16 protein-coding genes are annotated in these 24377 nt (G+C 37.9%); 6 read left to right on the top strand and 10 right to left on the bottom strand.

Annotated features, from left to right (window positions below; all coding sequences use genetic code 11):
* Nucleotides 1-297: 297 nt before the first annotated feature.
* From HY841_11160 to HY841_11175, 4 genes are all read left to right on the top strand, one after another.
* Nucleotides 298-2445: a SpoIIE family protein phosphatase gene (locus HY841_11160; GenBank protein MBI4931313.1), complete on the top strand. Its 2148-nt coding sequence runs from the start codon at nucleotides 298-300 to the stop codon at nucleotides 2443-2445.
* Between the two features lie 60 nt (nucleotides 2446-2505).
* On the top strand, nucleotides 2506-3081 hold the full coding sequence (locus tag HY841_11165) for a DUF1697 domain-containing protein (GenBank protein ID MBI4931314.1): 576 nt from the start codon (nucleotides 2506-2508) through the stop codon (nucleotides 3079-3081).
* 157 nt (nucleotides 3082-3238) lie between these two features.
* Nucleotides 3239-5287, top strand: a complete 2049-nt coding sequence (locus HY841_11170; GenBank protein ID MBI4931315.1) for a M13 family metallopeptidase — start codon at nucleotides 3239-3241, stop codon at nucleotides 5285-5287.
* A 42-nt stretch (nucleotides 5288-5329) separates the two neighbouring features.
* Nucleotides 5330-5704, top strand: coding sequence for a VOC family protein (locus HY841_11175; GenBank protein MBI4931316.1), 375 nt, complete (start codon nucleotides 5330-5332; stop codon nucleotides 5702-5704).
* Nucleotides 5705-5734: 30 nt separating this feature from the next.
* Here the strand turns inward: HY841_11175 and HY841_11180 are convergent, their stop codons facing one another.
* On the bottom strand, nucleotides 5735-7471 hold the full coding sequence (locus HY841_11180; GenBank protein ID MBI4931317.1) for an ABC transporter ATP-binding protein: 1737 nt from the start codon (nucleotides 7469-7471) through the stop codon (nucleotides 5735-5737).
* A 115-nt stretch (nucleotides 7472-7586) separates the two neighbouring features.
* Between HY841_11180 and HY841_11185 the strand changes: the two genes are divergently transcribed.
* Entirely contained in the window at nucleotides 7587-7796 is a 210-nt protein-coding gene (locus tag HY841_11185) for a hypothetical protein (GenBank protein MBI4931318.1), read from the top strand.
* Between the two features lie 62 nt (nucleotides 7797-7858).
* Here the strand turns inward: HY841_11185 and HY841_11190 are convergent, their stop codons facing one another.
* The 6 genes from HY841_11190 to HY841_11215 all read right to left on the bottom strand — a co-directional run bounded on the left by HY841_11190 (nucleotide 7859) and on the right by HY841_11215 (nucleotide 16740).
* Nucleotides 7859-10354: a choice-of-anchor B family protein gene (locus HY841_11190; protein MBI4931319.1), complete on the bottom strand. Its 2496-nt coding sequence runs from the start codon at nucleotides 10352-10354 to the stop codon at nucleotides 7859-7861.
* A gap of 330 nt (nucleotides 10355-10684) precedes the next feature.
* Entirely contained in the window at nucleotides 10685-11500 is an 816-nt protein-coding gene (locus HY841_11195; GenBank protein ID MBI4931320.1) for a hypothetical protein, read from the bottom strand.
* Nucleotides 11501-11617: 117 nt separating this feature from the next.
* Entirely contained in the window at nucleotides 11618-12973 is a 1356-nt protein-coding gene (locus HY841_11200; protein MBI4931321.1) for a choice-of-anchor B family protein, read from the bottom strand.
* Nucleotides 12974-13043: 70 nt separating this feature from the next.
* On the bottom strand, nucleotides 13044-14039 hold the full coding sequence (locus HY841_11205; GenBank protein ID MBI4931322.1) for a hypothetical protein: 996 nt from the start codon (nucleotides 14037-14039) through the stop codon (nucleotides 13044-13046).
* 2 nt (nucleotides 14040-14041) lie between these two features.
* Nucleotides 14042-16243 (bottom strand): trypsin-like peptidase domain-containing protein, encoded by a 2202-nt coding sequence (locus HY841_11210; protein ID MBI4931323.1) that lies wholly within the window; start codon nucleotides 16241-16243, stop codon nucleotides 14042-14044.
* 95 nt (nucleotides 16244-16338) lie between these two features.
* The gene (locus HY841_11215) at nucleotides 16339-16740 is read right to left on the bottom strand and encodes a polymer-forming cytoskeletal family protein (GenBank protein ID MBI4931324.1); all 402 of its coding nucleotides are present in this window, start codon (nucleotides 16738-16740) and stop codon (nucleotides 16339-16341) included.
* 88 nt (nucleotides 16741-16828) lie between these two features.
* Here HY841_11215 and HY841_11220 point away from each other — a divergent pair, with 88 nt between their 5' ends.
* Complete coding sequence (locus tag HY841_11220; GenBank protein ID MBI4931325.1) at nucleotides 16829-17533, top strand: VIT1/CCC1 transporter family protein; 705 nt, start codon at nucleotides 16829-16831, stop codon at nucleotides 17531-17533.
* On the opposite strand, the gene HY841_11225 is transcribed toward HY841_11220, so the two are convergent.
* From HY841_11225 to HY841_11235, 3 genes are all read right to left on the bottom strand, one after another.
* A complete protein-coding gene (locus HY841_11225) occupies nucleotides 17530-20400 on the bottom strand; it encodes a DNA gyrase/topoisomerase IV subunit A (protein MBI4931326.1) in 2871 nt (956 codons plus the stop codon). The two genes, HY841_11220 and HY841_11225, sit on opposite strands and share 4 nt — an antisense overlap.
* Before the next feature lie 293 nt (nucleotides 20401-20693).
* Entirely contained in the window at nucleotides 20694-21458 is a 765-nt protein-coding gene (locus HY841_11230; protein ID MBI4931327.1) for a phosphocholine cytidylyltransferase family protein, read from the bottom strand.
* 18 nt (nucleotides 21459-21476) lie between these two features.
* The gene (locus HY841_11235; protein MBI4931328.1) at nucleotides 21477-24365 is read right to left on the bottom strand and encodes an adenylyltransferase/cytidyltransferase family protein; all 2889 of its coding nucleotides are present in this window, start codon (nucleotides 24363-24365) and stop codon (nucleotides 21477-21479) included.
* Between the last annotated feature and the right edge of the window lie 12 nt (nucleotides 24366-24377).

The following is a 24377-nucleotide window of genomic DNA, read 5'->3' on the forward strand; positions in this document are numbered from 1 at the left end:
CGATACATTGTGATGCCAGTACCATATCTCCTCGCTCGTGTCTACCATGAAGTAAACATACTCTTTTGCGCTTCGCGCAACGGCATTTCATCCCTGTGGCAAGACCACAGGGAGTTCATGCCGGGGTCATTAAAATAAAATCACTTAATAGACATTATTATGGAGCATTACACCGGCAAACATGAATCTGTCTTTACTGAAAAAAAATGTAAGAAGTATCAGAATAATAAAAGTAATTATTGAAAGCATGAATGGGAAAATGAATGCGTCTTAAAACTCAATTTATAAATAGAAATTATGAACCTGCTTCCGGTCAAACCATCCTTAGCAATAAAATTTTTTATCTGGGTTTCAATTATTCCCACTTTGGCAGGACAGATTTTTAAAATTCAACATTGGCCTGGAGCCAGTATGTTAATGCTCTTCGGCACTTTTGTTTTTGCTTTTTTTTATTTACCTCTTTTTGTAACTGAAAACTGGAAAACAAAAGAGAGTAGCATAACAAAATCGATCTTGATTTTTCAATCTTTAGTTATTTTCATTTTTGCAATTGGATTTTTATTTAAGATTCAGCATTGGCCAGGTGCAGGATTATTCTATTACTTTAATAATTTTCTTCTTTTATTCATTGTACTTCCCTATGCATTTTATCACTTTATAAAAGCCCAAAAAGGAAGTTTGGATAGAACTAACAACCTCTTTTTATTAATTTATTTTTTTAGCCATTGTACAAGCGCCTTAATTAACTCTGGCAGCGGAAAAATAAATATTGATAGCGTGCTCCAGCAAGGAGTGAACAGTGAAACTGCTTTCAAAACAGCTTATTCAAGAAACAAACAATTATACGCCACATTAAACAGCGGTACATCAGATAAAAATTCCGAAATATTTATTAAAGCAAATAAATTAAAAACCCTGACTGACTCAACGGTAATTCACATCAAGGAATTAAAATCTTCGTTAGTTGTTGCAACAGACAATATTCCAAAAGTTCAGGCAGATACATTATCTTCAATAAATATTGTAAACAAAGTTAATTATGACGTGCCAACTTTTCTGATGATAGGCAATGAATACAATGTAAGGAAAGACAGGTTTTCAGCATATAAATTAAAATCAGTAATTAATAATTTCAGGGATTCACTAATTAGTTTGGTACAGGAACAAAACCGAGCCATTATAAAAGAAGGTCTTAATTTAAGTACAGATAATTATGCAGATGAAAATGGTGAGCCGATTAGTTGGGAGATGACAAATTTCAATCATATGCCTTTGTTATATGTATTTAATACTTTAACAAATATTCAATACGAAGCAAAAAATGCCGAATACCAAGCCCTGACGGATATTATTAATTCCGGCAATAAAGAACTGAACACAGCGCTCTTTAGTCAAATTGCCCAACTCAACTCAAAATATGATGCTGTAAAAAAGCAAGAAGAAATTTCTAAGCTGCAAAGTGAGAATGACAAGGGCATGCAGTTATTGAATGCAAAGGATTCGGAGTTGAGTAATACAAGACAAGCAGTCGTTCTCTTTGTGCTCATCATTTTAGTTTTTATTGTTCTGGTCTTTTTTGTTATCCGAAGTAATTATCTGAGAAGGCAGGCAAATAAAACATTGCAACGGCAAAAAGAAATTATTGAATTGCAAAAATCAGAAGTTGAAAACCAGAAAACATTAGTGGAAGAAAAACAAAAAGAGATCATTGAAAGTATTACTTACGCCAAACACCTGCAGGAAGCCATTCTGCCTCCGGCAGAATTCATAAATAAATATTTGCCGGATAATTTTGTTGTTTACAAACCCAAAGATATTGTTGCCGGTGATTTTTATTGGGCAGAGAAAATTAATGATTTATTTTTTATAGCTGCTGCTGACAGCACCGGCCACGGTGTGCCAGGAGCTATGGTTTCTGTTGTTTGCAGCAATGCCTTAAACAGAACCGTTAAAGAATTTAATTTAATTGAAACAGGGAAAATACTCGACAAAACAAGAGAATTAGTTTTAGAAACATTTGAAAAAAGTACAAGCGAAGTAAAAGATGGTATGGATATATCACTTTTATGTATCGACTTGAAAAATCAACAAGTGTATTGGAGCGGTGCAAACAATCCACTCTGGTATATGCAGGATGATTCATTAATAGAGATTAAACCTGACAAACAACCGATTGGTAAAACTGTATATCCAACACCTTTTACAACACATAAAATAGAGTATAGAAAAAATACTTCCTTTTACCTGATTACGGATGGTTTTGCTGATCAATTTGGTGGTGAAAAAGGCAAAAAGTACATGTATAAGCAACTCAAAGAAAATCTGACAACACTTTATAATCTTCCAATGCAAACTCAAAAAGAAAAATTAGAAAAAGAATTTCAAGATTGGAAAGGAAATATAGAACAGGTAGACGATGTGACAATTATTGGAGTAAAAATATAATTAGCAGTTAATGTAAACTTGTGCGAATGTAATACTTAGTAGCAGCAGTAAATAAAATCCATGGCAGCAACACACTACCTTGCATTGTTACGTGGCGTAAATGTTGGTGGTAACAACATTATCAAAATGTCTGATTTGAAAGCTTGTTTTGAAAACATGGGCTTTACCGATGTTGCAACCTACATTCAAAGCGGCAATGTTTTGTTTCAATCCGATGAAAAGGAAAAAACTAAACTGACAAATAAAATCGAGAAGGTGCTGTCTGAAAAATTTCATTATAGGTCGCGTATTGTTGTCGTTTCACATAAACAACTTAAAAAAGTTGTAGATGAAGCGCCACGGAGATTTGGTAAAGATGCTGACAACTACAGATACGATGTTATTTTTTTAAAAGAGCCTCTTAGCCCAAACGAAGCAATGAAAAATGTCAGCGCAAAAGAGGGCGTTGATACTGCTTGTGCAGGGAAATATGTTCTTTACTTTTCCCGGCTTATAAGCAAAGCATCGCAAAGCCGCTTAATTAAAATCATCACACTTCCTGTGTATCAGAATATGACTATACGCAATTGGAACACCACCACCAAGCTGCTTGAACTGATGGAAAAAGAAGCAACAGTTTCTCACTTTCAAAAATGACACTAAGAAAAGCTTAACAGTTACTGCATTTCTGTTTTTTTATTTTACTTTCGCTCATGGAAAATTACAATACTTATAAATTGATAAAAAGGTTTTGCTTTTCTTGTTAACAGCAATGAATCTTTTTAGTTTAATTTTCAGGATATAAACATTTTTTATGAAACACATCCAATTCATTTCTCTTTTGTTTGCTGGAATTATTTTTTATTCCTGCGGAAATAATAATCCGTCATCTGACGAAAAAAAAATCAAAGACCCGCTCATTGAGCATATAGATTCAGGCATTAACGCCAGCAAAGATTTTTATCTTTTCGCTAACGGAAAATGGTTTAAGCAGAATCCGATTCCGGCTTCAGAAACAGGTAATGGTATTTTTCTGATTGTGAACGACAGCGTAAACAATGTTCTGAAATTAATCTGTGAATCAAACGCTAAAGAAACAAATCTACCGAAGGGAAGCAATAAACAGAAGATAGGTGATTTCTTTTTTTCGGGAATGGATTCCGTGACAATTGAAAAACTAGGAATGAGTCCGCTGGATGAGGAGATGAAAAGAATTGAATCAGTAAAAACAAAAGATGATGTGCTGGCTTCTATCGCAAGTCTCAACTCGATTGCTGTTTCACCACTGTTCAGATTCGGTGTCACACGTGATGATAAAATCAGTTCGAAGTATGCGGCACGCATAGTTCAGGGTGGATTAGGACTGCCCGATCGTGATTATTATTTAAATACTGATGAGCGAACAAAAAATATCAGGGAATCCTATACGAAGCACGTTTCAAATATATTTAAGCTGATGGGCGATAATGCCACAGATGCGGATGTTCACTGCAAAAGCATTTTAACTTTAGAAACTTCCTTAGCAAAAGCAAGCCGTACCATTGAAGCTCTTCGTGACCCTTATAAAAATTATAACAAGATGACGATTGCAGAGATGAACAAGCTTTGCCCTTCTGTAAATTGGAAGCAAATGATGGCTGGGCTTGGAATAAAAAATATTGATACTCTTATTGCCGGTCAGCCCGAGTTTTTCAAGCAAGTGGATGTTTCGCTGAAAACTGTAAGTATTGACGAATGGAAAACTTATTTGAAATGGAACCTCATCCGCGCCTATGCACCGTACTTAAGTAAAAATTTTGATGACGAAAATTTTAATTTCTATAACCGTATTTTATCCGGACAGAAAGAGCAAAAGCCAAGATGGAAAAGAGTAGTCGAGGAAACAGAAAATGATCTAGAACAGATTCTGAGCCAGGAATACGTTGCAAATTATTTGCCCAAAGAAACCAAAGAAAAATTCATTGAACTTGCGAATAACCTTATGGAAGTGTATGCGGAGCATATAAAAAAACTGGATTGGATGGGCGACACCACCAAACAAAAAGCGCTGTACAAGTTAAGCAAAGTCACCATGAAACTCGGCTGGCCCGATAAGTGGAAGGATTTTTCCTCGCTGGAAATTGACCGTAATGCGTATTGCATGAATGTGATGCGAACTGCTGAATGGCATTATAATTATAACGTCAATCATTTTGGAAAACCGGTTGACCGCACCGAATGGCAAATGACTCCCGAAACGTACAACGCATATTACGAACCAACGAATAACGAGATATGTATTCCAGGTTGCAACATCATTGTTCCTGGTTTTGACAGCATCCCTGATGACGCAGTGATTTATGCAGTGATTGCCGGCTCCACTTTCGGGCATGAGATTACGCACGGTTTTGACGATGAAGGAAGACAGTATGATGCGGAAGGAAACCTGAAAGGGTGGTGGACAAAAGAAGACAGCGCTAAATTTGCCAAGCGCGCAAATCTTTTAGCATCGCAATACAGCGCATACACGGTGCTCGACAGTTTGCATGTGCGCGGAGAAGCAACGCTTGGTGAAAACATTGCCGACCTTGGCGGAGCAATAATGGGATTTGAAGCATTTAAGAAAACAGAGCAATACAAGCAAAACAAAATCATCAACGGACTCACCCCTGCGCAACGTTACTTTTTAGCATTCGCTTACTCATGGATGTTTCAGCGCACGGATGAAGCCCTGGCGAATCAAATCATGACCAATGTGCATTCGCCCTCGCAGTTTCGCGTGGATGGACCTTTGAGCAACATCAAAGAATTTTACGAAGCGTTTAATATAAAAGCAGGTGATGGAATGTACCGTGACGATTCTGTGAGAGTAGTGATTTGGTAAACCGCTTTTCCTTCTCCAGGAAGGAATGAAAAAAAATAAAATATGGATAGTGTATCTCCAAACATTTTTGTAAAGGACATTAATAAGACAATTGACTTTTACCGGCAATTAGGATTTGAATTAATAACAACCGTTCCCGACCAAGGCGACTATGTTTGGGCAATGATGAAATGCGGCAATGTTACTTTCATGTTCCAAACTTTTGACAGTTTAGCTGATGGGTTGCCTGCCATCAGCAGACATGACGGTGGATCACTTTTGCTTTATATCGGACTGAAAAACATCAGAACATTTTTTGACAGCATAAAAGATAAAGTGACGGTTATTAAAGGTCTTGAAAAAACATTTTATGGCGCAACTGAATTTTCAATTACAGATAATAACGGATATGTATTAACCTTTGCTGAAGATGAATAAACTATTAGCATTTCAATTTCAGACAATTCATCATATCCTCGCCTGATAAGTATACAACTCAAAGTATCTTCCTTTTTTATCTATCAGTTCCTGATGTATTCCCTGTTCCTCTATTCTGCCGTTTTCAATCACTAATATTTGTGTGGCTTGACGGATGGTGCTTAAACGATGGGCGATAACAAAAGTGGTTCTTCCTTTCATAAGTTCACCCAAACTTTTTTGGATGAGCGCTTCGCTTTCGGTATCTAAATTGGAAGTGGCTTCATCCAGAATAATAATTTTAGGGTCGGCTAAAATAGCGCGTGCAATGGCAATGCGCTGGCGCTGCCCACCGGAAAGTTTTACACCTCTTTCGCCAATCAACGTATCTAATCCTTTTTCAAACCGGTCTGTAAATTCGTTTACATACGCTGCTATCACTGCTTTTTGTAATTGTTCAGCAGAAGCGTTAGGTCGCGGGAAAAGAATATTTTCCCTAATGGTTCCTTCAAATAAAAATTCATCCTGCAGCACCACGCCTAAATATTTCCGGTAGCTGTTTAAATTCACTTTCGATAAATCATTTTCATCAATGGTTATCGTTCCCGAATCCGGGGTGATGAAGGATGCAGCCAGTGATGCAATGGTTGATTTGCCTGAACCGGATGTTCCTACCAGCGCTGTAACAGAACCGATAGGCGCATCAAAACTAATGTTGCGTACCACTTCTTTTCCTTCTTCGTAGGCAAATGACACGTTATCATATTTAATATTTCCGATAATATTTTTTAAGTGAATCGTTCGTTTTGATTCATCGTTCTCAGGTTCCATGTTCATTATTTCCTGCGTTCTGTCCAATCCCGCAAACGCTTCTGTGAGCTGACTGCCGATATTGCTCATCTGCACAATGGGCGCAATCATGAAGCCAAGATAAAGCGTGAAAGAAAGAAACTCTCCAAAGGTCATTTGCTCAAGCATAATTCTGTACCCTCCTATTCCCATAATGGCTGTGGATGCCAAACCCAACAGCAGAGCGGAAGCGCTCGTGATAAGGGCAGTTGAGGTGAGAGACTTCTTTACGTTCTCAAAAAGAAGCGCTGCTCCTTTTTCGAATGCAGTGTTTTCCTGATCTTCTGCATTAAATCCTTTTACTACTCTGATGCCGCTGATGGTTTCGGTTAATCTTCCGGTTACGTTCGCATTTATTTCACCTCTTTTTTTAAAGATAGGGCGAATCGTGCCGAAAGCTTTCAGGGCGATCAACGCAAATATTCCAACGGGAACTAAAACATATAAAGTCATCATCGGACTAATTCTGATAAGCAGCACCAAAGAAACAATCGCAGTAAGTGTTCCGCCAACGAGTTGCACCAACCCTGTGCCAACTAAGTTTCTCACTCCTTCCACATCATTCATAATTCTTGAGACGAGCGCGCCCGATTTATTGTTATCGAAATACCGGATGGGGAGAGAAAGAATCTGTTTCTGCACTTTCACTCTCAGCAGAGAAATTAAATGCTGCGCTTCCACACTCAATAGTTTTGTTAAAAGGAAAGATGTTACGGATTGAACAATGATTGAACCCGCCACCGCCAACAGCAAAAGTTTTAGCATGTGCATATCCTTATTGACAATTACATCGTCCATCAGATATTTGCTTGCTCCGGGCAGCACCAAACTTGCCGCTCTGCTGATGACAATTAAAATTAATCCAATCAAAACAAGTTTCCGCCTCGGCCAGATGAAGGACTTGAAGGCGTCCATCATGGTTACTTTATTTTTCTTCATACAGGGGGTTTATAAAAAAATAATTTGATTGATTCAAAAGTAGGTAAATTCATTCCCCGATAGACGCGGAGTTACTTTTCACGTAATACTAAAAGCAAGCTGAGTTACATAAGAAATGAGAAACACAACAAAGTTAAAAGCCATTCTTCTTAAATACACGGTATCATTTGATATGAATGATGATGAGATTTTTACCATGACGATTATAGATAAAACCCTTGGCAGCGGTAAAGAGTTTCAAGCCAAAACATATTCTCAGGTTATCAGCAAAGCATATCACTTTATGTCAGGTGAGTTAAGAAAGTCCGAAGAAAGAGAGCAATAAAAAAGCCCGTTCGAAATTCCGATAACTATGGGACCGAACGGACTTTTTAAAAACAATCTCCTCTACTCTATCATTAATTTCCCTGAAGAAATAATCTCTTTGCCTGAGGTTATTTTGTAGAAATACATTCCGCTGGGCTGAGAAGTTAAATCAAGAGTTATTGAGTTATTGAGTTGTTGAGGGATTGAGTTTAACTTCTTAACTTTTGCACTCATCAACTCAACAACTTTCTCCCCCATCACATTATAAACAGAAAACTCAACAGGAGACTGTAAACCGTAAACCGTAAACCTTCCGTTAGAAGGATTGGGATACACCGTAACATTGCCGTTTTCAGCAGCTAAATTATTCACAGCGCTTGCTGCCGAATCATAGACAAAGAATTTATCCAAGCCACCTTCCACTATAGTTCCTCCGGGTCCGGCATCTGATGTGCTGAGAATTATTTGCATGTTAGCAGAGGGAGTTACAAAGGTGGATATCTTGAATGTTTTATGAAGCCATGTTCCGTTTCCTACAGTGCTTTTTATCATTCGTTCAAGCAGAACAGTGGTGCTTCCATTCGTAATATAAATGTTCATGGTATCGTTCGGCTGGTTGGCGTTTAGCTTGGCATCGTAGAACCAGCGGTAATAACTTACATAGGCATCGGTGTAAGCAGTGGGATTAAAAGTTGGCGATGTGAGAATGGTGTATCCCGGTGGATCCACATCGTGGTCAGAAACAGCTCCGCCACCGTTATCAGTAACGAACGCTTCGTCAGAGCAATCGTTTTGTACATCTGCATCCGGATTTGCCGTTGCACCGCCATTGGCAGCATCATAAGTTCCTACCGGAATGCTTCTCTCCCATGCATTTGCAGCTAATCCTGAAACTGTCCAGCCGAAATCAAAACTGAAGTCGTCATAAATGCCGGGGTCAAGACCCACGCTTAAAGGACCTGAAGATGAATTAAGATTTATTCCGGAAAAACATTTAGTGATATAGCCCCACTGACCGATAAGAATATCATACGTGCCACCCAGCATGTTTGGAATAGTAAAGTTTCCGCTGGCATCGGTGATGGTATCCCAAATCAAACTTGAATCCTGAATGTGTACAAAGGCTCCGTTCACTCCGTTTGTTGTAGGATTATCAAAAACATTTCCTGTATAGTTGAAAGGAGGGGTTAGTGAGCAGAGCTGAACATTAAGCGCAGTCACATTTCCTGAAGTAACAGAAACTGTAAAAGTCTGAGAAATATATGCTTGTTTAGAAACTGTTACCGTATACGTTCCGGCAGTAACAACACCCACTCCGTATTTGCCCTGCCCATCGGTAATATCAGAAGAAGAATTAACACTGTAGGCAGGAGGATTTACAATCTGCACCAGCGCACCGCTGAGAAGATTTCCGGTAATGCAATCGGTGACCACTCCTTCGAGATAACTTGCGCGGACATAGGTTGGGGAACAAACAAATAAACCATTCGCCATATCAGAAGCTACAATTGTTCCGGATGGAAAGAAGGGATAAACTCCCCAATCATTACTCATGCCTGAACCCGATGCGGTGGGCGCTGTGTCATAATTACCAACCTGAACGAGATTGTCCGGCCTTCCGGCATCCACAATGGTGAAGCCATCTTTATACCATGAAGTAACCGCAAAATCATTTCCTCCCACATTAATAATGTGCGTGTTGTGCACTACAGAATTGCTTCCGGGATTGGATTGTATTCTGTCAAGTTCCGTAATGTTGCCGAGAGCAGATACATCAAAAGCAGCAAGGTAAGAATCGTTGACTTCATCGGTGGTGAAACAGGTTTTGCTGTCGGCAGAAAGCCATGCGTTGTGCGCAAAATTGTTTGGAGTAGCAAAATCACCTATAGAAACTCCGGCAGCAGGATTTGCCACATTCACTACTTCGCAATCACCTTCATAAATGTGGCAGGCATACATGGTATCGTTGCGAATATACCCATCGTGGATGTAGCGGTTATCATATTTGCCGAGGTAAATGGGAGCCATAGGCGTTGTCTGGATATCAGCGATGAGCGCTCCCTGATTGGCAATGTTGCTTCCGAATAAATAAATTTTTCCTTTTGCTTCATCAATATGCAAGGCATGAATTGTTTTCAGCACTGTGCTGCTGATGGTGGGAGCCCATGTGGCAACGGGAAGCGGGGTTGCGGGAAGATTGGTGAGGTCAACAATTTGCAAGCCGATGGTTCCGCACTCGGTGGTAACGTAGGCATAATTGCCAAGCGTTTTGATTTCGCGCCAGGTGCAGTTGGGACCTGATACGAGCGTGACCTGAAAAACATTTGCCGGATTTGTTATATCCACCACTGATAATCCGTTAGCCGCACCTACCAGTGCGTATTCTTTTCCATCAATGGGACTTTTCCAGCCGCAGATATTGGAAAGGGCTGTGGCGCCATAGGTTAACTGGTCTGCCAGAGTAACGTTGAGGTTTTGGCTGAATGCAGAAGCAAACAGATTAAAACAGATGCAGACAGATAACATCCGTTTGAATCCATGTCTTTTATCAGTTTGAATCTTTTTAAGTTTTTTCATAAAAAGGATTTTAGTGTTATACGAATGAATAAAATGCCAATATACAAATGAATACCAATGATACAAATAATACGAATGGTTGTTTTATTATTATTAGTTTCATTTGTATGGGCTGTATATTAGCATGGCGCATCAAAGGAAACAATTTCATACTACGCAAACAAGGAAAGGGCGGGAATTATTTTTGAACGCAGATTGCATCAGGTTGAAAACAAAATAGAAAAGGCGCTCAATAACTGATAAATGCATTTCTTTTTTTACTTGTTCATTTATAGAAATAAATTCAGATAGAACTTTACTTTGTATAAGATTTCAAAGATGTCCTTTTAATTACTGACAAGTATCATTCACCAAAACAGTATTCCAGCAATGCCATTGTGAATCGGAGAAGTGGAACTGGTCTAATACCCTGCCTGCCATTGAACTTCTGTTCCATTTAATGCTGGTAAGGTTATTCTGCCCTTTGTTATAAATATAATAATAGGCATCATACACGGGGTCGCTTGCAATTCCGTAGTTGATGTATCCTCCGTTTTCGGCTCCACCTGGAACAACATTCGTATAGCGGATATCGCAGGTGCCGATTGAATTTTTGGTCCAGTCAATCTGCAATAAAGGAGTTTTATTAGTAGGATTATCGTTTAATGTCCATACCCCGCTTGTATTATCTTTTTTAGAAGTTCCGGTGTACCAAATGAAATCAGAAAAGCCACCGTCTTTAGATAGGTGCATTGACCAGTTTACATTATCTCCGTCTTCTTTTCCGTGCAGTTTGCAGCTATATGAATCGTTTCCAACAGGTACAGAATAGGACCATACCCAATCTTTACTTTTTTTATTCCATTCTGCCTGATGCTTGAATGATTCGGCAAAAGAGGCGACCGGAACTGCCAAACCTACTGTGAGAATAACATTCCAGACGAGTACGTTTGTTCCGGCAAAAATAAGATTGCTTTTTGTAGTGTCCGTAGCGGTGCCGGCAAGTTTTGCCGTGCCATCCCAGAAATTTCCAACTTCAATCGCCATGGATGAAGAGGGAGGCAATGTTAATTCAGGGTCTTTCTTTTTGCAGCTGATAATTGATGCTGCCATTAAAACAAATAAGAAAGCTACCGTGGTGATTTTAATGAAACAAGAATTTTTCATTGTAGATTTGGTTTTGTTGATTGTACAAATAACAATATGACAAATATAAATAAAAAAAAATTACTGCATCATGATCTTATCAGGACTTTCGCTCCGAAGGAGTCCCTTCGGGACAAATCATTCAACGCATAGTTTTCCGGTTGCAATTATTTTATCGTTTGAAAAGAGTTGATAGAAATAAATTCCACTCCTCGCTTCGCTTAGATTTACGGTTTCCTGTTTACTGTTTACAGTTTGTTCACGGACAATTTCACCTAAAGAATTGTAAATATGTATTTGAACCGGAAACTGCAGACCGTAGACCGTAAACTTCCCATTATTTGGATTCGGATAAACATTCACCGGCAAATTTTCAACAGTGTTTTCATTTACACCTGTTGTTAAATGAACAGAATTTAAAACAAAAAGCCCGAGTTCAATATCTGAAGCCACAATTATTCCCGAAGGAAGAAATGGATAAACTCCCCAGCATCCTCCATACCCTCCGCCCGACATGGAAGGTGAAGTATCATAGTTGCCTACCTGAATAAGATTTGAAGGGTTAGAAGCATCCACGATGGTAAGCCCATCTTTATACCATGAAGTTACCGCATAGTCAATTCCAAATTTATTAACGATATACGTATTGTGCACGATAGAGCCACTTCCGGGATTCGATTGTATTTTGTCGAGCAGCGTGATATTGCTGAAATTAGAAATGTCGAATGCGGCAAGAAAAGAATTGTTCACTTCATCGGTAGTGAAACAGGTTTTTCCATCGGTGGAAAGCCATGTGTTGTGCGTAAAGTTATCGGGAGTGGAAAAAGAAGCGAGCGGAATGCCGCTTGCAGGATTCGTGAGGTTAACAATTTCTACCGTGCCGGCATAGACATGCGATGCATACATGGTATCATTACGCACATATCCATCGTGAATGTATCCACCTGCATCATAGCTTCCAAGATAAACTGGCGCCATTGGAGTTGTGCTGACATCGGCAATAATTGCTCCTTGTCCTCCAACATTGCTTCCATAGAGATATAATTTCCCGTTATCAATATGCAAAGCATGTATTGTTTTTAACTGTACAGTGTTTATGGTAGGAGTCCATGTAGCGGTTAAAAGATTGGTTGCCGGAAGATTTGTCAAGTCAATAATCTGCAAACCCATTGTTCCGCATTCGGTAGTAACGTAGGCATAGTTTCCCCATGTTTTCACTTCGCGCCATGAACAGTTGGCAGATGCAGGCGGAACAGGAACCTGGATTATTTCTGTTGGAGCGGACGGATTGCTCACATCCACAATGGACAAACCATTGGCAGCGCCAACGAGGGCATATTCTTTTCCATCCACCGGGCTTTTCCATCCCCATATATTTGAAAGTTCCTGTGTTCCGTAACTTAATTGCCCGGCAAGGGTGATGTTTACATTCTGTGAATGAATGTAAAATGTAAGATGGCAGAAGGCAGATGTAATGAGTAAAAGGTTTTTCATAGATAGTTTTTTAAAGGAGACCAAAGGAAAGCAAAATATTTCGTAAAGGGAAGGAAAAAGTGTTAAATGTTTAATGCATTTTCCCTTTTTGCTCCTCTTCCGCGTTTTGAATCTTTTTCTTTTTGAGGTATTCAAATTCTGAAGTAGGAATAATGTCAAGCTTTTTGTCAACTAAAGTAAATACACACGTGTATTTTCCTGCCACCACATGATGTTCATCCCACTCTAACTGGCTTTTATACAACAGAAGCGTTGCTATGTCGGTGGGTGTAATCAGTTCGGATGCTCCTTCTTTGTGAGTGTGAATCGTAGCTTTGCTGACATCATACGATTTTCCTTTGTATTGAATGGAAATAAAAACGCAATCCTTATGCAAATCAGTTTTTTCTATCAGCATTTTTGTTTTCTTGTCATACACCAAAAGATAATCACCGCCAAAAGGAACTATGCCATCCTTCTTCACAGATGAATACACATATACTTTCACTTCTTTGCCTGCATCAAATGGAACTGCTTTGAGCGATGTTTCAGCATATAGTTTAAAAAAGGAAGTGTCTGTATTAATTTCTTTGTAAACCATTGAGCGATAATCCATCAGAATTTTTTCCTGTCCGGTTGGTTCTCTTTCTTCTTCCTCAATTATTTCAGAATTATTTTTTTTAACGATCATTTTAGGATAACAGATGGTCTTTATAATAACGCGAAGGTCTTCTGTTTTTTTCGGTTGCTGCTGAGCAACAATTCCGGTATCTCCCGCCTGCTTAAAATTTTTTGCTTTGTATTCTGCCGATGTTGTATCAATCTCTCTCCAGAAAATCGTTTTGATGGTATCTTTTTGCCGATAGGATAAATATCCTTTTACATAACTTGTATTGAATTCATTTTCATAATACAAATCATTGGATGTCCAGTTGGCAAGGATGAGTGTATAAAGGGCAAGCCCTTCACCTACTATTTCCTTCTTTTCTTTTTCTAGTTTTTTTTGAGAAAATGCCGGATGCAGACAAATGAATACGGATGCAATGGAAAAGAAGAATAATTTTGAAAAATGAATGTATCTCATCATTATTACTTCTTTCCTTTTTCTTTAACGGGCTGCTCTGCGATGGAAGAAAGCGTTAGCTGATGAAAAGCGAGCCGAACATTCTGCGATTCAAAACCAATTCTTCCTGCACTCATCAGAATATTTTTGTTGTCATAACTTAGCCATGTGGAATAATCAGAGCCAACAGAAATCGAATTACCATCCGCTTTAACTTGTATGGATGCTGTTGAGCCGAAAATTTTTGAAACAATATTTTTCTCTTTCAGAATTTTTTCTTTCCCGTTCTCATTCTGAATAAGAGATAATTTATTTTTCTCTTTCTCGAAACGCAGCGAGATTTGATTTTGATTATCTTTTCTTAAAATTATTTCAAACAGCGCATCCTTCTTTCCCTCATCAATGGAAACAACAATGCTCATTACAAAATCTGCAAGTTTGTATTTTGTGAATTCCATTATTTGAGGCGTGTCGCATTCTTCTGTGATGGCGAAAGAACCATCCACCATATAAAGAGGGCTGAGTTCTTCCGCTCCGTTATTTATTTTGTACTGATACCACCAGTTTGATTTCAAATCAAAATTGTCAGAAAACCAAAACGAAACAAGCGAAGGGGTTTGTGAAATGTTGCCAGTTTCAATGTTTTTTGTTTTCACAACCGTTAAACTGTCAAAAACAGGTTTGCTCTCGACCGAATAGAACCCCACTCTTCCACCCATTGAATAAGACGCATTCACATTGAATAAATTTTTTCCGTCAAGAAAACATGAAATACTATTTCCACTTACAGAAGCGGAAAGCCGATACCATTTTCCGATTTCAATGTCATCGTCTAATTTCTTTTCGGTGATGATAAACCATCCGAATGGACTTTTGCAATGATATGCCAGTTGCGCTTTGTTGGTTTCCTTGTGAATCCTCAGAAGGTAAAAACCATTTTCGGTCTCCCGAAAAATAATTCCAGCCCTGCTGTCTGCCTCCATCCCACCGCCCTCATTAGTGATTTTTACTTTTGCTTTCACAGTGTAATCGTTCCAGTTTTTATCACCCAGGTAAATGGCATGAAGCGTTCCATTGTTTTCGAACTGGTTGAGCTTTCCGTCCTCCAGATACCATGTTCTGTTTTTTTCTCCCCCTGTGCTTTGCTCCCATCCATCAAATCTTTTTGCATCATCAAAATTCTCTTTCATTAATACTTCTTCGGTATTAGTTATTGATGAAGCGGTAGTAATTTCTTTTTTATCAGATTTATCTTTAGCAGGAACAACAAGATTTTTTTCTGAACTCAACGTAATTGCTTCCTCATACTTTCCCGTAAAGCTCACTTCCTTCATAAAGGATTCATATCCTTTTTTCATGATAAAGATCGAGTGCAATCCATTCGGTTTAAAATCATCCTTGTATCCATCTTTAGAAAATAATTTTTCTCTGTCTACAAACACTTGCGCATCTTCAGGAATGGTTTTGATTTTTAGATGCGTTGTTTCTGATATGGAAAACCCATCAGGAATGTCTTTCATTAATTTACCAAGGTAATGCGATGGTACAGCAAAGTTGATACGCGTATTTCCCATCATACTGTTGATGATGCCAACTACTTTTCCATTTTCATTTACTACAGGACCACCGCTGTTGCCGTGATTGATAACAGCATCCACCTGCAAACTGTTTAATTCATTTCTGTCATCATGCCGCAAAGCCGAAACAGAACCATTGTTCACTGTGATTTCAGGACCGCGCTGTAAAACCGTAAACTCATCACCAAACGGAAATCCAAAAATCCAGACAGAAGCAAGTTCATTTAGCTTTGACGTATCAATTTCAACATATGGAAGTTTTAACGAATCGCTCACAGCGAGAATGGCAAGGTCGTTATCTTTATCTATGGAAACAATAGTGGCGCTGTAAGTCTTGTACTCTGAAGTTCCGCTGTTACGGGTAATTTTTATCTGATTAATTTTTGTGGGATACGTTGCGTTGTAATCTCCCAGCAAAGATTGAATGACGTGATAGTTGGTGGCAATCCACCCTTTATCGTTAATGAAAAATCCGCTGCCCGATGAACTTAACTCTTCGCCCGTAAGAATGAAATGATGTTTAACTTCTATAAAGACAGTTGCCTTTTTTATTTTATCGAGGGAAGCAGAAGGAAGCGTTTGCGAAAACGTAAAATGCAGGAAGACAGAGGGCAGATGCAGAAGAAAAAATATATAAATAATTTTTCTCATTTGAAAATGAAATCTAACAGGAAACGAAATAAAGATACGATTATTTGAGAAGACGCGGAATGTTCAGAAAATAAAGAAATGAAAACAGGGGTTTTTCAATAGAAAAAGAAATAGAAAAAAAGAATCGCCTGCTGAGAATTAACTCCATCAACTCTTCCAAGTGTGGAGCCGGAGGTATCATACAAATAGTTTCCATCTATTCTCCCAAGCGAACTTCCTGATTTATCATAAATATAGTTGCCATCTATTCTTCCCAAAGAACTTCCGGAAGCATCATAAACATAATTTCCATCAATTCGCCCAAGTGTACTTCCTGATTTATCGTAAATATAATTCCCGTCAAATCTGCCGAGCGTTGCGCCCGATGCGTCATAAACATAGTTGCCATCAATTCTTCCCACAGTGCTTCCCGATTTATCATACAGATATTGTGCGGAAAGATTTGTAGCGCACAAGAGAAGCGCGCTGAATAAAATGAAATGAATACTTTTTCTCATGGATATATATTTTATTTCATCAAAGATATAAAAGAAATACTTTTACATCTTATTGATTTCACTCATTTCAATTAACAAACACCACACCATGCACCAGCATCAACACGAGGAAAAACACTTAAAGAGTTCCGCTTTTATTACAGATGTAGTAATCGGAATGGCTGACGGACTTACCGTTCCTTTCGCTTTAGCGGCAGGACTCAGTGGTGCATTGCAAAGCAATACTATTGTGATCACAGCAGGCATTGCAGAAATTGTTGCCGGAAGCATTGCCATGGGATTAGGCGGCTATCTTGCAGGAAGAACTGAAATAGACCATTACGAATCTGAACTCAAGCGCGAATACGATGAAGTTGAACATCTGCCTGAAAAAGAAAAAGAGGAAGTAAGAGAAGTCTTTCGCAATTACGGATTGAGCGAACAATCGCAAAACATGATTGCCGATGAACTTGCAAAAGACAAAGACCAATGGGTAAATTTCATGATGAAGTTTGAATTGGGACTTGAAGAGCCACACGCAAACCGTGCGCTGAACAGCGCAGCCACTATCGGCATTTCATATATCGTTGGAGGTTTGATTCCATTGACTGCTTATTTCTTCACTGCTACTCCGCACGAAGGATTAATTGTTTCTTCCGCACTCACCATGGTATGCCTTTTTATATTCGGATATTTCAAAAGCAAAGTGACAGGACAGCCGGCTTTAATGGGTGCAATAAAAGTTACGCTGATTGGTTTGGCAGCAGCCGGAGCCGCATTCTTTGTTGCTAAAGCTTTCGCAGGATTAGTTTAGAATAATTTCATTTGATTTTTTCCTGCTTTGCCTTTCTTTTTTTGCTTTTGACTTTTGACTTTTTTCTCTTTTGACTTTTTATCCTTTGGATTAAATTCTTTCACACTCTCTTTTCTCTTCGGAACAATTTCAAATTCCACTATGCGAGGTCCGCTGTCTTTTGTAGCCCCACCCGACCTCCCCGAAGGGGAGGAGATTTGCTTCGTATTGCTTTTTTCTTTTACCTCCTTCTTCTTACTCTCTGATTTCACAACTACTTTTTCTTCAGCAATTGGCTCTCCCCCATCTGGAGAGTTGGAGGGGGCTATAACAATATCCTTCACTTTATAATCCGAAAGTTTATTTCCCTTCGCTTTAACTCCTTTCACATCGATAAACTCAGCAAGATTTAATTTTTTATTTCTTGGCTGCACTCCGTCTGTTGTTCTGAAAGTGATTTCTGCTATAGGGTTTGCAGCAGTTGATGCAGCTTCTACGGATGAGCCATCAGATTCTGAAATAAAAAGTGTTTTTCGGCTTGCGGCTTCAATCATGAAACGCTTAACATATTCTTGCTTGTCATCCGCATCGTAATGCACAACTGAAATTGGTTTTCCTGGTTTGAATTTTTCTATGAGTACAATTCCTTCGTCAAAATGCTCGCTCAGATCGAAGGTGTGCAATTCAAAAAATCCTTTTTTAGTAATGGTGAGAATTTGATCATCCCCGGAAAATTCTCCAAGATATTTGCCGTGTTCATCCCTGTTAATACGGTGAACAGTTTCATCAAACCAGATTTTGATGGCAGCAAGCGTTGCTTTTCCTTTTTCTTCCTGAACCACTTTCTTCACTGGATTTCGGGTAAGAATATTTCCAACAGAATCTCTTCCTTTAATATCCAGTTCACCGAAATTAAATTCAAATTCCAATTTCTTCAAATGTTTTTTCTCCTTATGAATAACCGTCACAACTTCCGCTTCTCCATTTGGATTCACGCTTAAGTAATGAACTCTTGAACCTTCGTTTCCGCGCGTGAGAACATATTCCTTATCGCGTATCACACCTTTTATGCTAAACCGTTTCACATACACATTTCCTTTCAATCCATCGCGATAAATCATATGATACACCGTGCGGTCATCCTCTTTGTTGAATACGCCAATGTATTGCACATCTTTTCCAACGAACGCTTTGTCGGTTACTTTGATCATTCTCATCGTTCCGTCTCCTGCGAAAACTATAATGTCATCCAAGTCAGAACAATTGCAGACAAATTCATCGCTGCGCATGCTTGAGCCGGCAAAACCCTCATCGCGGTTCACATAGAGTTTTACATTGTTGGCGGCAACGCGTGTCGCGACAATTGTTTCAAATGCTTTAATTTCCGTTTTTCGTTCTCTTCCTTTTCCGTATTTCTCTTTGAGATTTTTGAAATAGTCAATAGCATAATCGGTAAGATGAGCCAGATGATGTTTCACCTCACCAATTTTCTTTTCCAATTCTTTTATTTCTTCATCTGCTTTCTTTTTATCGAATTTGGAAATGCGTTTGATTTTTATTTCTGTAAGGCGAAGAATATCATCGCGAGTAACATCACGGACAAACAACTTTTTGTAAGGTTTTAAGCCTTTATCAATTGCTTCAATAACTTCTTCCCATGTTTCGCAGGTTTCAATGTCGCGGTAGATTTTCTTTTCAATGAATATTTTTTCGAGCGAAGAAAAATGCAATTGCTCTAAGAGTTCTGCTTTTTGAAATTCAAGTTCCTGTTTTAGAATACTTAATGTTCTGTCAGTAGAAATTTTCAGAATCTCACTTACGCCAATGAACTTCGGCTTCTCATCCTCAATAATGCAGGAATTCGGAGAAATTGAAACTTCGCAATCCGTGAAAGCGTACAGCGCGTCCATCGTTACATCAGGCGAAACACCTGCAGAAAGGTGGATTTGTATTTCAACAGTTTCAGAAGTGTTATCCTCAACTTTTTTAATTTTTATTTTTCCTTTGTCGTTTGCCGAGATGATTGATTCAATCAAGGAAGTTGTAGTTGTGCCGAAAGGAATTTCATTCACCACCAGCGTTTTCTTATCCAACTGAGACATCTTCGCACGTAAACGAATCTTTCCTCCGCGTTTTCCATCATTGTAATCAGCAAAGTCTGCCATTCCTCCTGTGGGAAAGTCAGGATAGATTTTTTTATTTCTTCCCTGAAGAATAGAAATGCTTGCGTCTATGAGTTCGATAAAGTTGTGCGGAAGAATTTTACACGCAAGTCCGACAGCAATTCCTTCCACGCCCATCGCAAGCAAAAGCGGAAACTTTGCAGGAAGAAAAACAGGTTCTTTGTTTCTTCCGTCATAACTCAACTGCCACTGCGTAACTTTAGGAGCATACAAAACATCCAGCGCAAATTTTGAAAGACGCGCTTCAATGTATCGTGGCGCTGCCGCGCTATCGCCTGTGAGAATATTTCCCCAGTTTCCCTGCGTGTCAATCAATAAATCTTTTTGTCCCAACTGAACCAGCGCGTCACCAATGCTCGCGTCACCGTGCGGGTGATACTTCATCGTCTGCCCGATCAGGTTCGCTACCTTATTATAGCGTCCATCTTCTAATTCCCACAACACGTGTAACAATCTGCGCTGAACGGGCTTCAGTCCATCTTCCACATACGGCACAGCGCGTTCGAGAATCACATACGAAGCATATTCCAAAAACCAGTTCTGGTACATGCCGTCTACATGCGTCACATTGCCGAGTGATTCCGAAGCCCCACCTAAATCCTCCCCCAAGGGGAGGACTTCTTTTTTTGCTCCCTTCCCTTGGGGAAGGGCTGGGGATGGGCTCTTCTTTTTCTTTTTTTCGAATTTATCTTTTTTCTTTGCCATAAACAAAAAAACTTTTGTCCGATGAAATACGTACTCCGTACGTTTTATCGAAGCCGAAGTTAATCACTGTTTTGATTTTCTTCCTCTTCATAAGAATAAATTCTTAAAAGTATGTTGTTAATATCATTTGGGCTGATGTTTCAATCCGTCATAGCTAACAAAATTGCCGAGGCACTCCCATCGCTGACTCAAGTCGGGTATTAGCACAAATCTTTTTGAGATAAAAAGGATTTTCGCTGCTATTTCGCACAAATTTTTTTTATTTTATATTTCAAATCGCCACGACCTTCTGATCATGGATAAGTAATGATTCCCCCTTTAATTTTTTTTAGAACTATTTCATAATCTTCAAAAGTATCGAACTCCAGCCATCCACCATCAGAAACAATAGGAGTAACAATATTTCCCATAAGAATTAATTCATTTAACATATCGGTCATATAACCCTGCTTAAATTCTTTTCCTGATTGTATCCAGTACTCGTTTTTCATTTTTTTATTATCATATATATCAAGGGCTCTTTGAATACCATTTACTGAAAATTTAATCATTCCGATATATCTGAAATCTATTCCTAAAGAGTTATTGACTGATTTTCCAAGTTCCACAATTTTATTGTCCTTAACCGTTAAGGACTCTAAATCATTTTCTGTTGTGCCATATCGCATTTGCCAATAGTCCCTCCACGACTTATCTACAGCAACTCCAATATCTGCTTTACTCTCAGTAATCAATTTCGCCAATTTATCAGTAAAAATAATATCTGAGTATGTAATAAGTATGTCAGAATTTAATTCATCACGTGCACACAGTAGAGATTCAACCATGTTGGTTGTTGCATAGTTGGGATTGTGATAGTAATGTATATTGGAAAAATTTATTTTTTCTTTTTTATAACCGGTAACTATAATAATTTGATCTATTCCAGCTTTTCTTAATTGCAATATCTGCCATTCAATAAGCGGTTTGCCATTAAAATTCAACATTCCCTTGGGCATGTTCTCTGTGTATTTACCCAAGCGAGTACCCATTCCCGCTGCAAGTATGATTGCTTTCATAACTAAGGCTTCTAAAGATTATATTGTTTTAATCACCTTATTATTACAATCCAAGATAACGTGAGAGGCTTTACATACTTTCGAAAAAATTAAATCACCGCAGCCGATTGCTGCCGGTATCCGAAATTCCGCACAGCGTATTGCCATGTGGGATGCCGCTCCACCATATTTGGTAATTAATGCTTTTATGTTTTTTGTAAAAATCCAATCGTAACCCGGATCAGCTTTTTCAACTACTACAATTTTATTCTCTATCACAATGTCTTTTCCAGTATTCTCCAAAAAAATAACTTCACCCTCTATGATTTCATCAGTAATAAAATTTGGTTTTGTTATGTATGATGGAACTGTAACAAAATCTTTTTCTGAAAAAAGGATCGGAGGGAGAGATACCTGATTATTTATTCTTTTTTCTTCTGTTCTGCCGGCAATTAAATTCTTCCATGTGTTTTTCACCTCATTCTTTGAGCAGAAATCTTTGCATCCCACTACACTGTAATAGTCAAGTTGAGCTAATTGTTCCCTTGAGAAACCCAACTCATCTCCTACTTCAGCAAGCAATTCAATTGCCATGCTTATATTTTTGGTGTATATAAATTTATAAAACTCTCTTAATTCAATTGGCCGAGTAATGAAATCGAGCGTGTGCGATACGTCTATTTTGATTGAATGTTTTTTACATTGATCAACAATTGCTTTATGAATCAATGATTGTATTTTGATTGTTTCACTTTCTGTGATATTAGTGTTTTCAATTTCAAGAATGCCTTTATCTAAATTTAAAATAAATGCGTTTTTGCTATAAGGAAAATTATTAATGTCAAAGGTTCCTGGCCTGAGATGTCCATATTTTTCCATATAGGTCTCTAAAGAAAATTTTTTATTCTTTAGTCTGTTAAAATCACGATCCATTTCTGAGGCAACCGTGTTGATTGAATTCATAAAATCATCTAACTCGCTACTGGAAACAGTCCCAGTATTTACTAAACTTTTAAGAAGCGAATTGGAAATAAAAGCCAAACGCGCCACTCTTGAGAACTGGAGTGTTCCATATTTTCTGCAATCTTCAATGAGTAAAAAAAGGATCTCCAGTTTTTCATTCCATTCGCAATTATTGCTTAAACGTTTTTTAAAAGCGGTATATTTTATCTCTAACTCAGCAATATCTTTATTATCTTTTTCAACAACACTTCCCCATGTTTGCAAAATATTATTTGTAAAATCTATCAGAGATTGTTTTAAGCAGGCAATTTCATCAGATGTAAAATTATTTTTCATCAACTCTTCAGACTGCTTATCAAAATCAAAACTATAACAGCTATGCACAATATTGAATTCTATTTTATCGTGCAATTCCGGTTTGCCTTTTAGTTTTTTATTATAAAAGTTCAATAATTTTTTCTTGAGTGCTGATGGAATATCATCAGGTAAAAGGGTTAAAAAAGCATGGTGTACATTTATATACGGTTTATTTCCAACCAAAACCATGAGACCGTCATTTACTTTTGAATATCCAAGCGGCAACAATGCCTGATTCCAGTTGGATTTCATTAACAAATGATTGAACAAAGAGTAATCAAGGTAGTTTGGCCTGTCGCCAATTAATTCAGCAGGATTCCAGAATGCCATATCGCTGAGAAAAATTTCTTCGGATAGAATTTCAGTATTATTATTATTTTCCAAGTTTCTATATTCTTCCTGAAGCAAGCGTATTTTTTGTTTTATTGAATCATCATCAAAGGAATAAAACTTTGAATTTGCAGCAAGAGGTCTAACCTGAAAAATAACCACATTGCCATTTGATTTAATCGCAAATTCTATATCTAAAGTTAAACCTTTAAAAAACTGTTCTATTTCCCTAATAGCAGAAACAAGACCGTACCATTTAGGGATGATTTCATCAAGAGGAAGATCATTTAATATTTCTATTTTCGAACTTTCTATTCCTGAGGTAACCGTATCTGTCTTCGAAGTTGTTTCATCATAGTTGATAAGATAGTACGGAGTATTTGTCCATAAATTTCTGGTGAAAACAACTCCGCTTATTGCAACATCTTCGGTTTGCTTCTGAACAAGCACCTGGTTTTCTGAAAAAATATTTTTTGCTGATTGATAGCTATTGACAACTTTATTTACTGCCAAAGTAACCTCTCCATAATCATTGGCATCTACATTTAAAAAACTATCATAATGTCCTGCGTTTGACTGGTCAATAGAATCTTCGTTCATGCTTGAACTGCGGATGACAATTTTCTGATTGAGAAACAAACCAGATATTTCCTTCACTATTTGTTCCTTATCTTTTCCCCATTGACCAACAGTAAAAACAAATTCTTTCTCAATAATTGCATTTTTCAAAACTCTTTTTAAACTTTGAATAGTATTGGCTTTTGTAGAAAAATGTTTTTTGAAAAAATCTATATCGGCAATTTTAATGTCACTTACAGAAATATTTTTTATGTTGTTCTTTCCCGCTGCTTCTTTTAAAAAAATATTTCTTATGTGTTCGCGAGAGAGATTAGAATAGAAATTATGAAAAACAACTTCGCCATTTATTTCTTTAATATAATCCAAGCCGAGGATACTGTTTCCTCCTAAAATATGATTTTGTATCAGTAATATTTTGGCAGATGGAAACCTGCTATGAAGTTTTTTCAGATTCTCTGTCGGATCAAGCGAATCCTGACAAATAGTTTCATCTACATATTTAATCTTATCTATTACTTCTTTTCTTTCTTCATAATTACATATTAAAGGAGTAATCCACTTTTTCACTACATCATCACTAATTACACCGCAAATATGATAATCTCCGCTTTTTTTTGCAGTCTCAAGCATCTTCAGATGCCCGTAGTGAAAAAGATCTCCTATTATAATACTATAGACAATATTTTTAGGACTCGCCATTTTCAGTCAAAA

The organism is Bacteroidota bacterium (assembly GCA_016213405.1).
Lineage (GTDB): Bacteria > Bacteroidota > Bacteroidia > Palsa-948 > Palsa-948 > Palsa-948.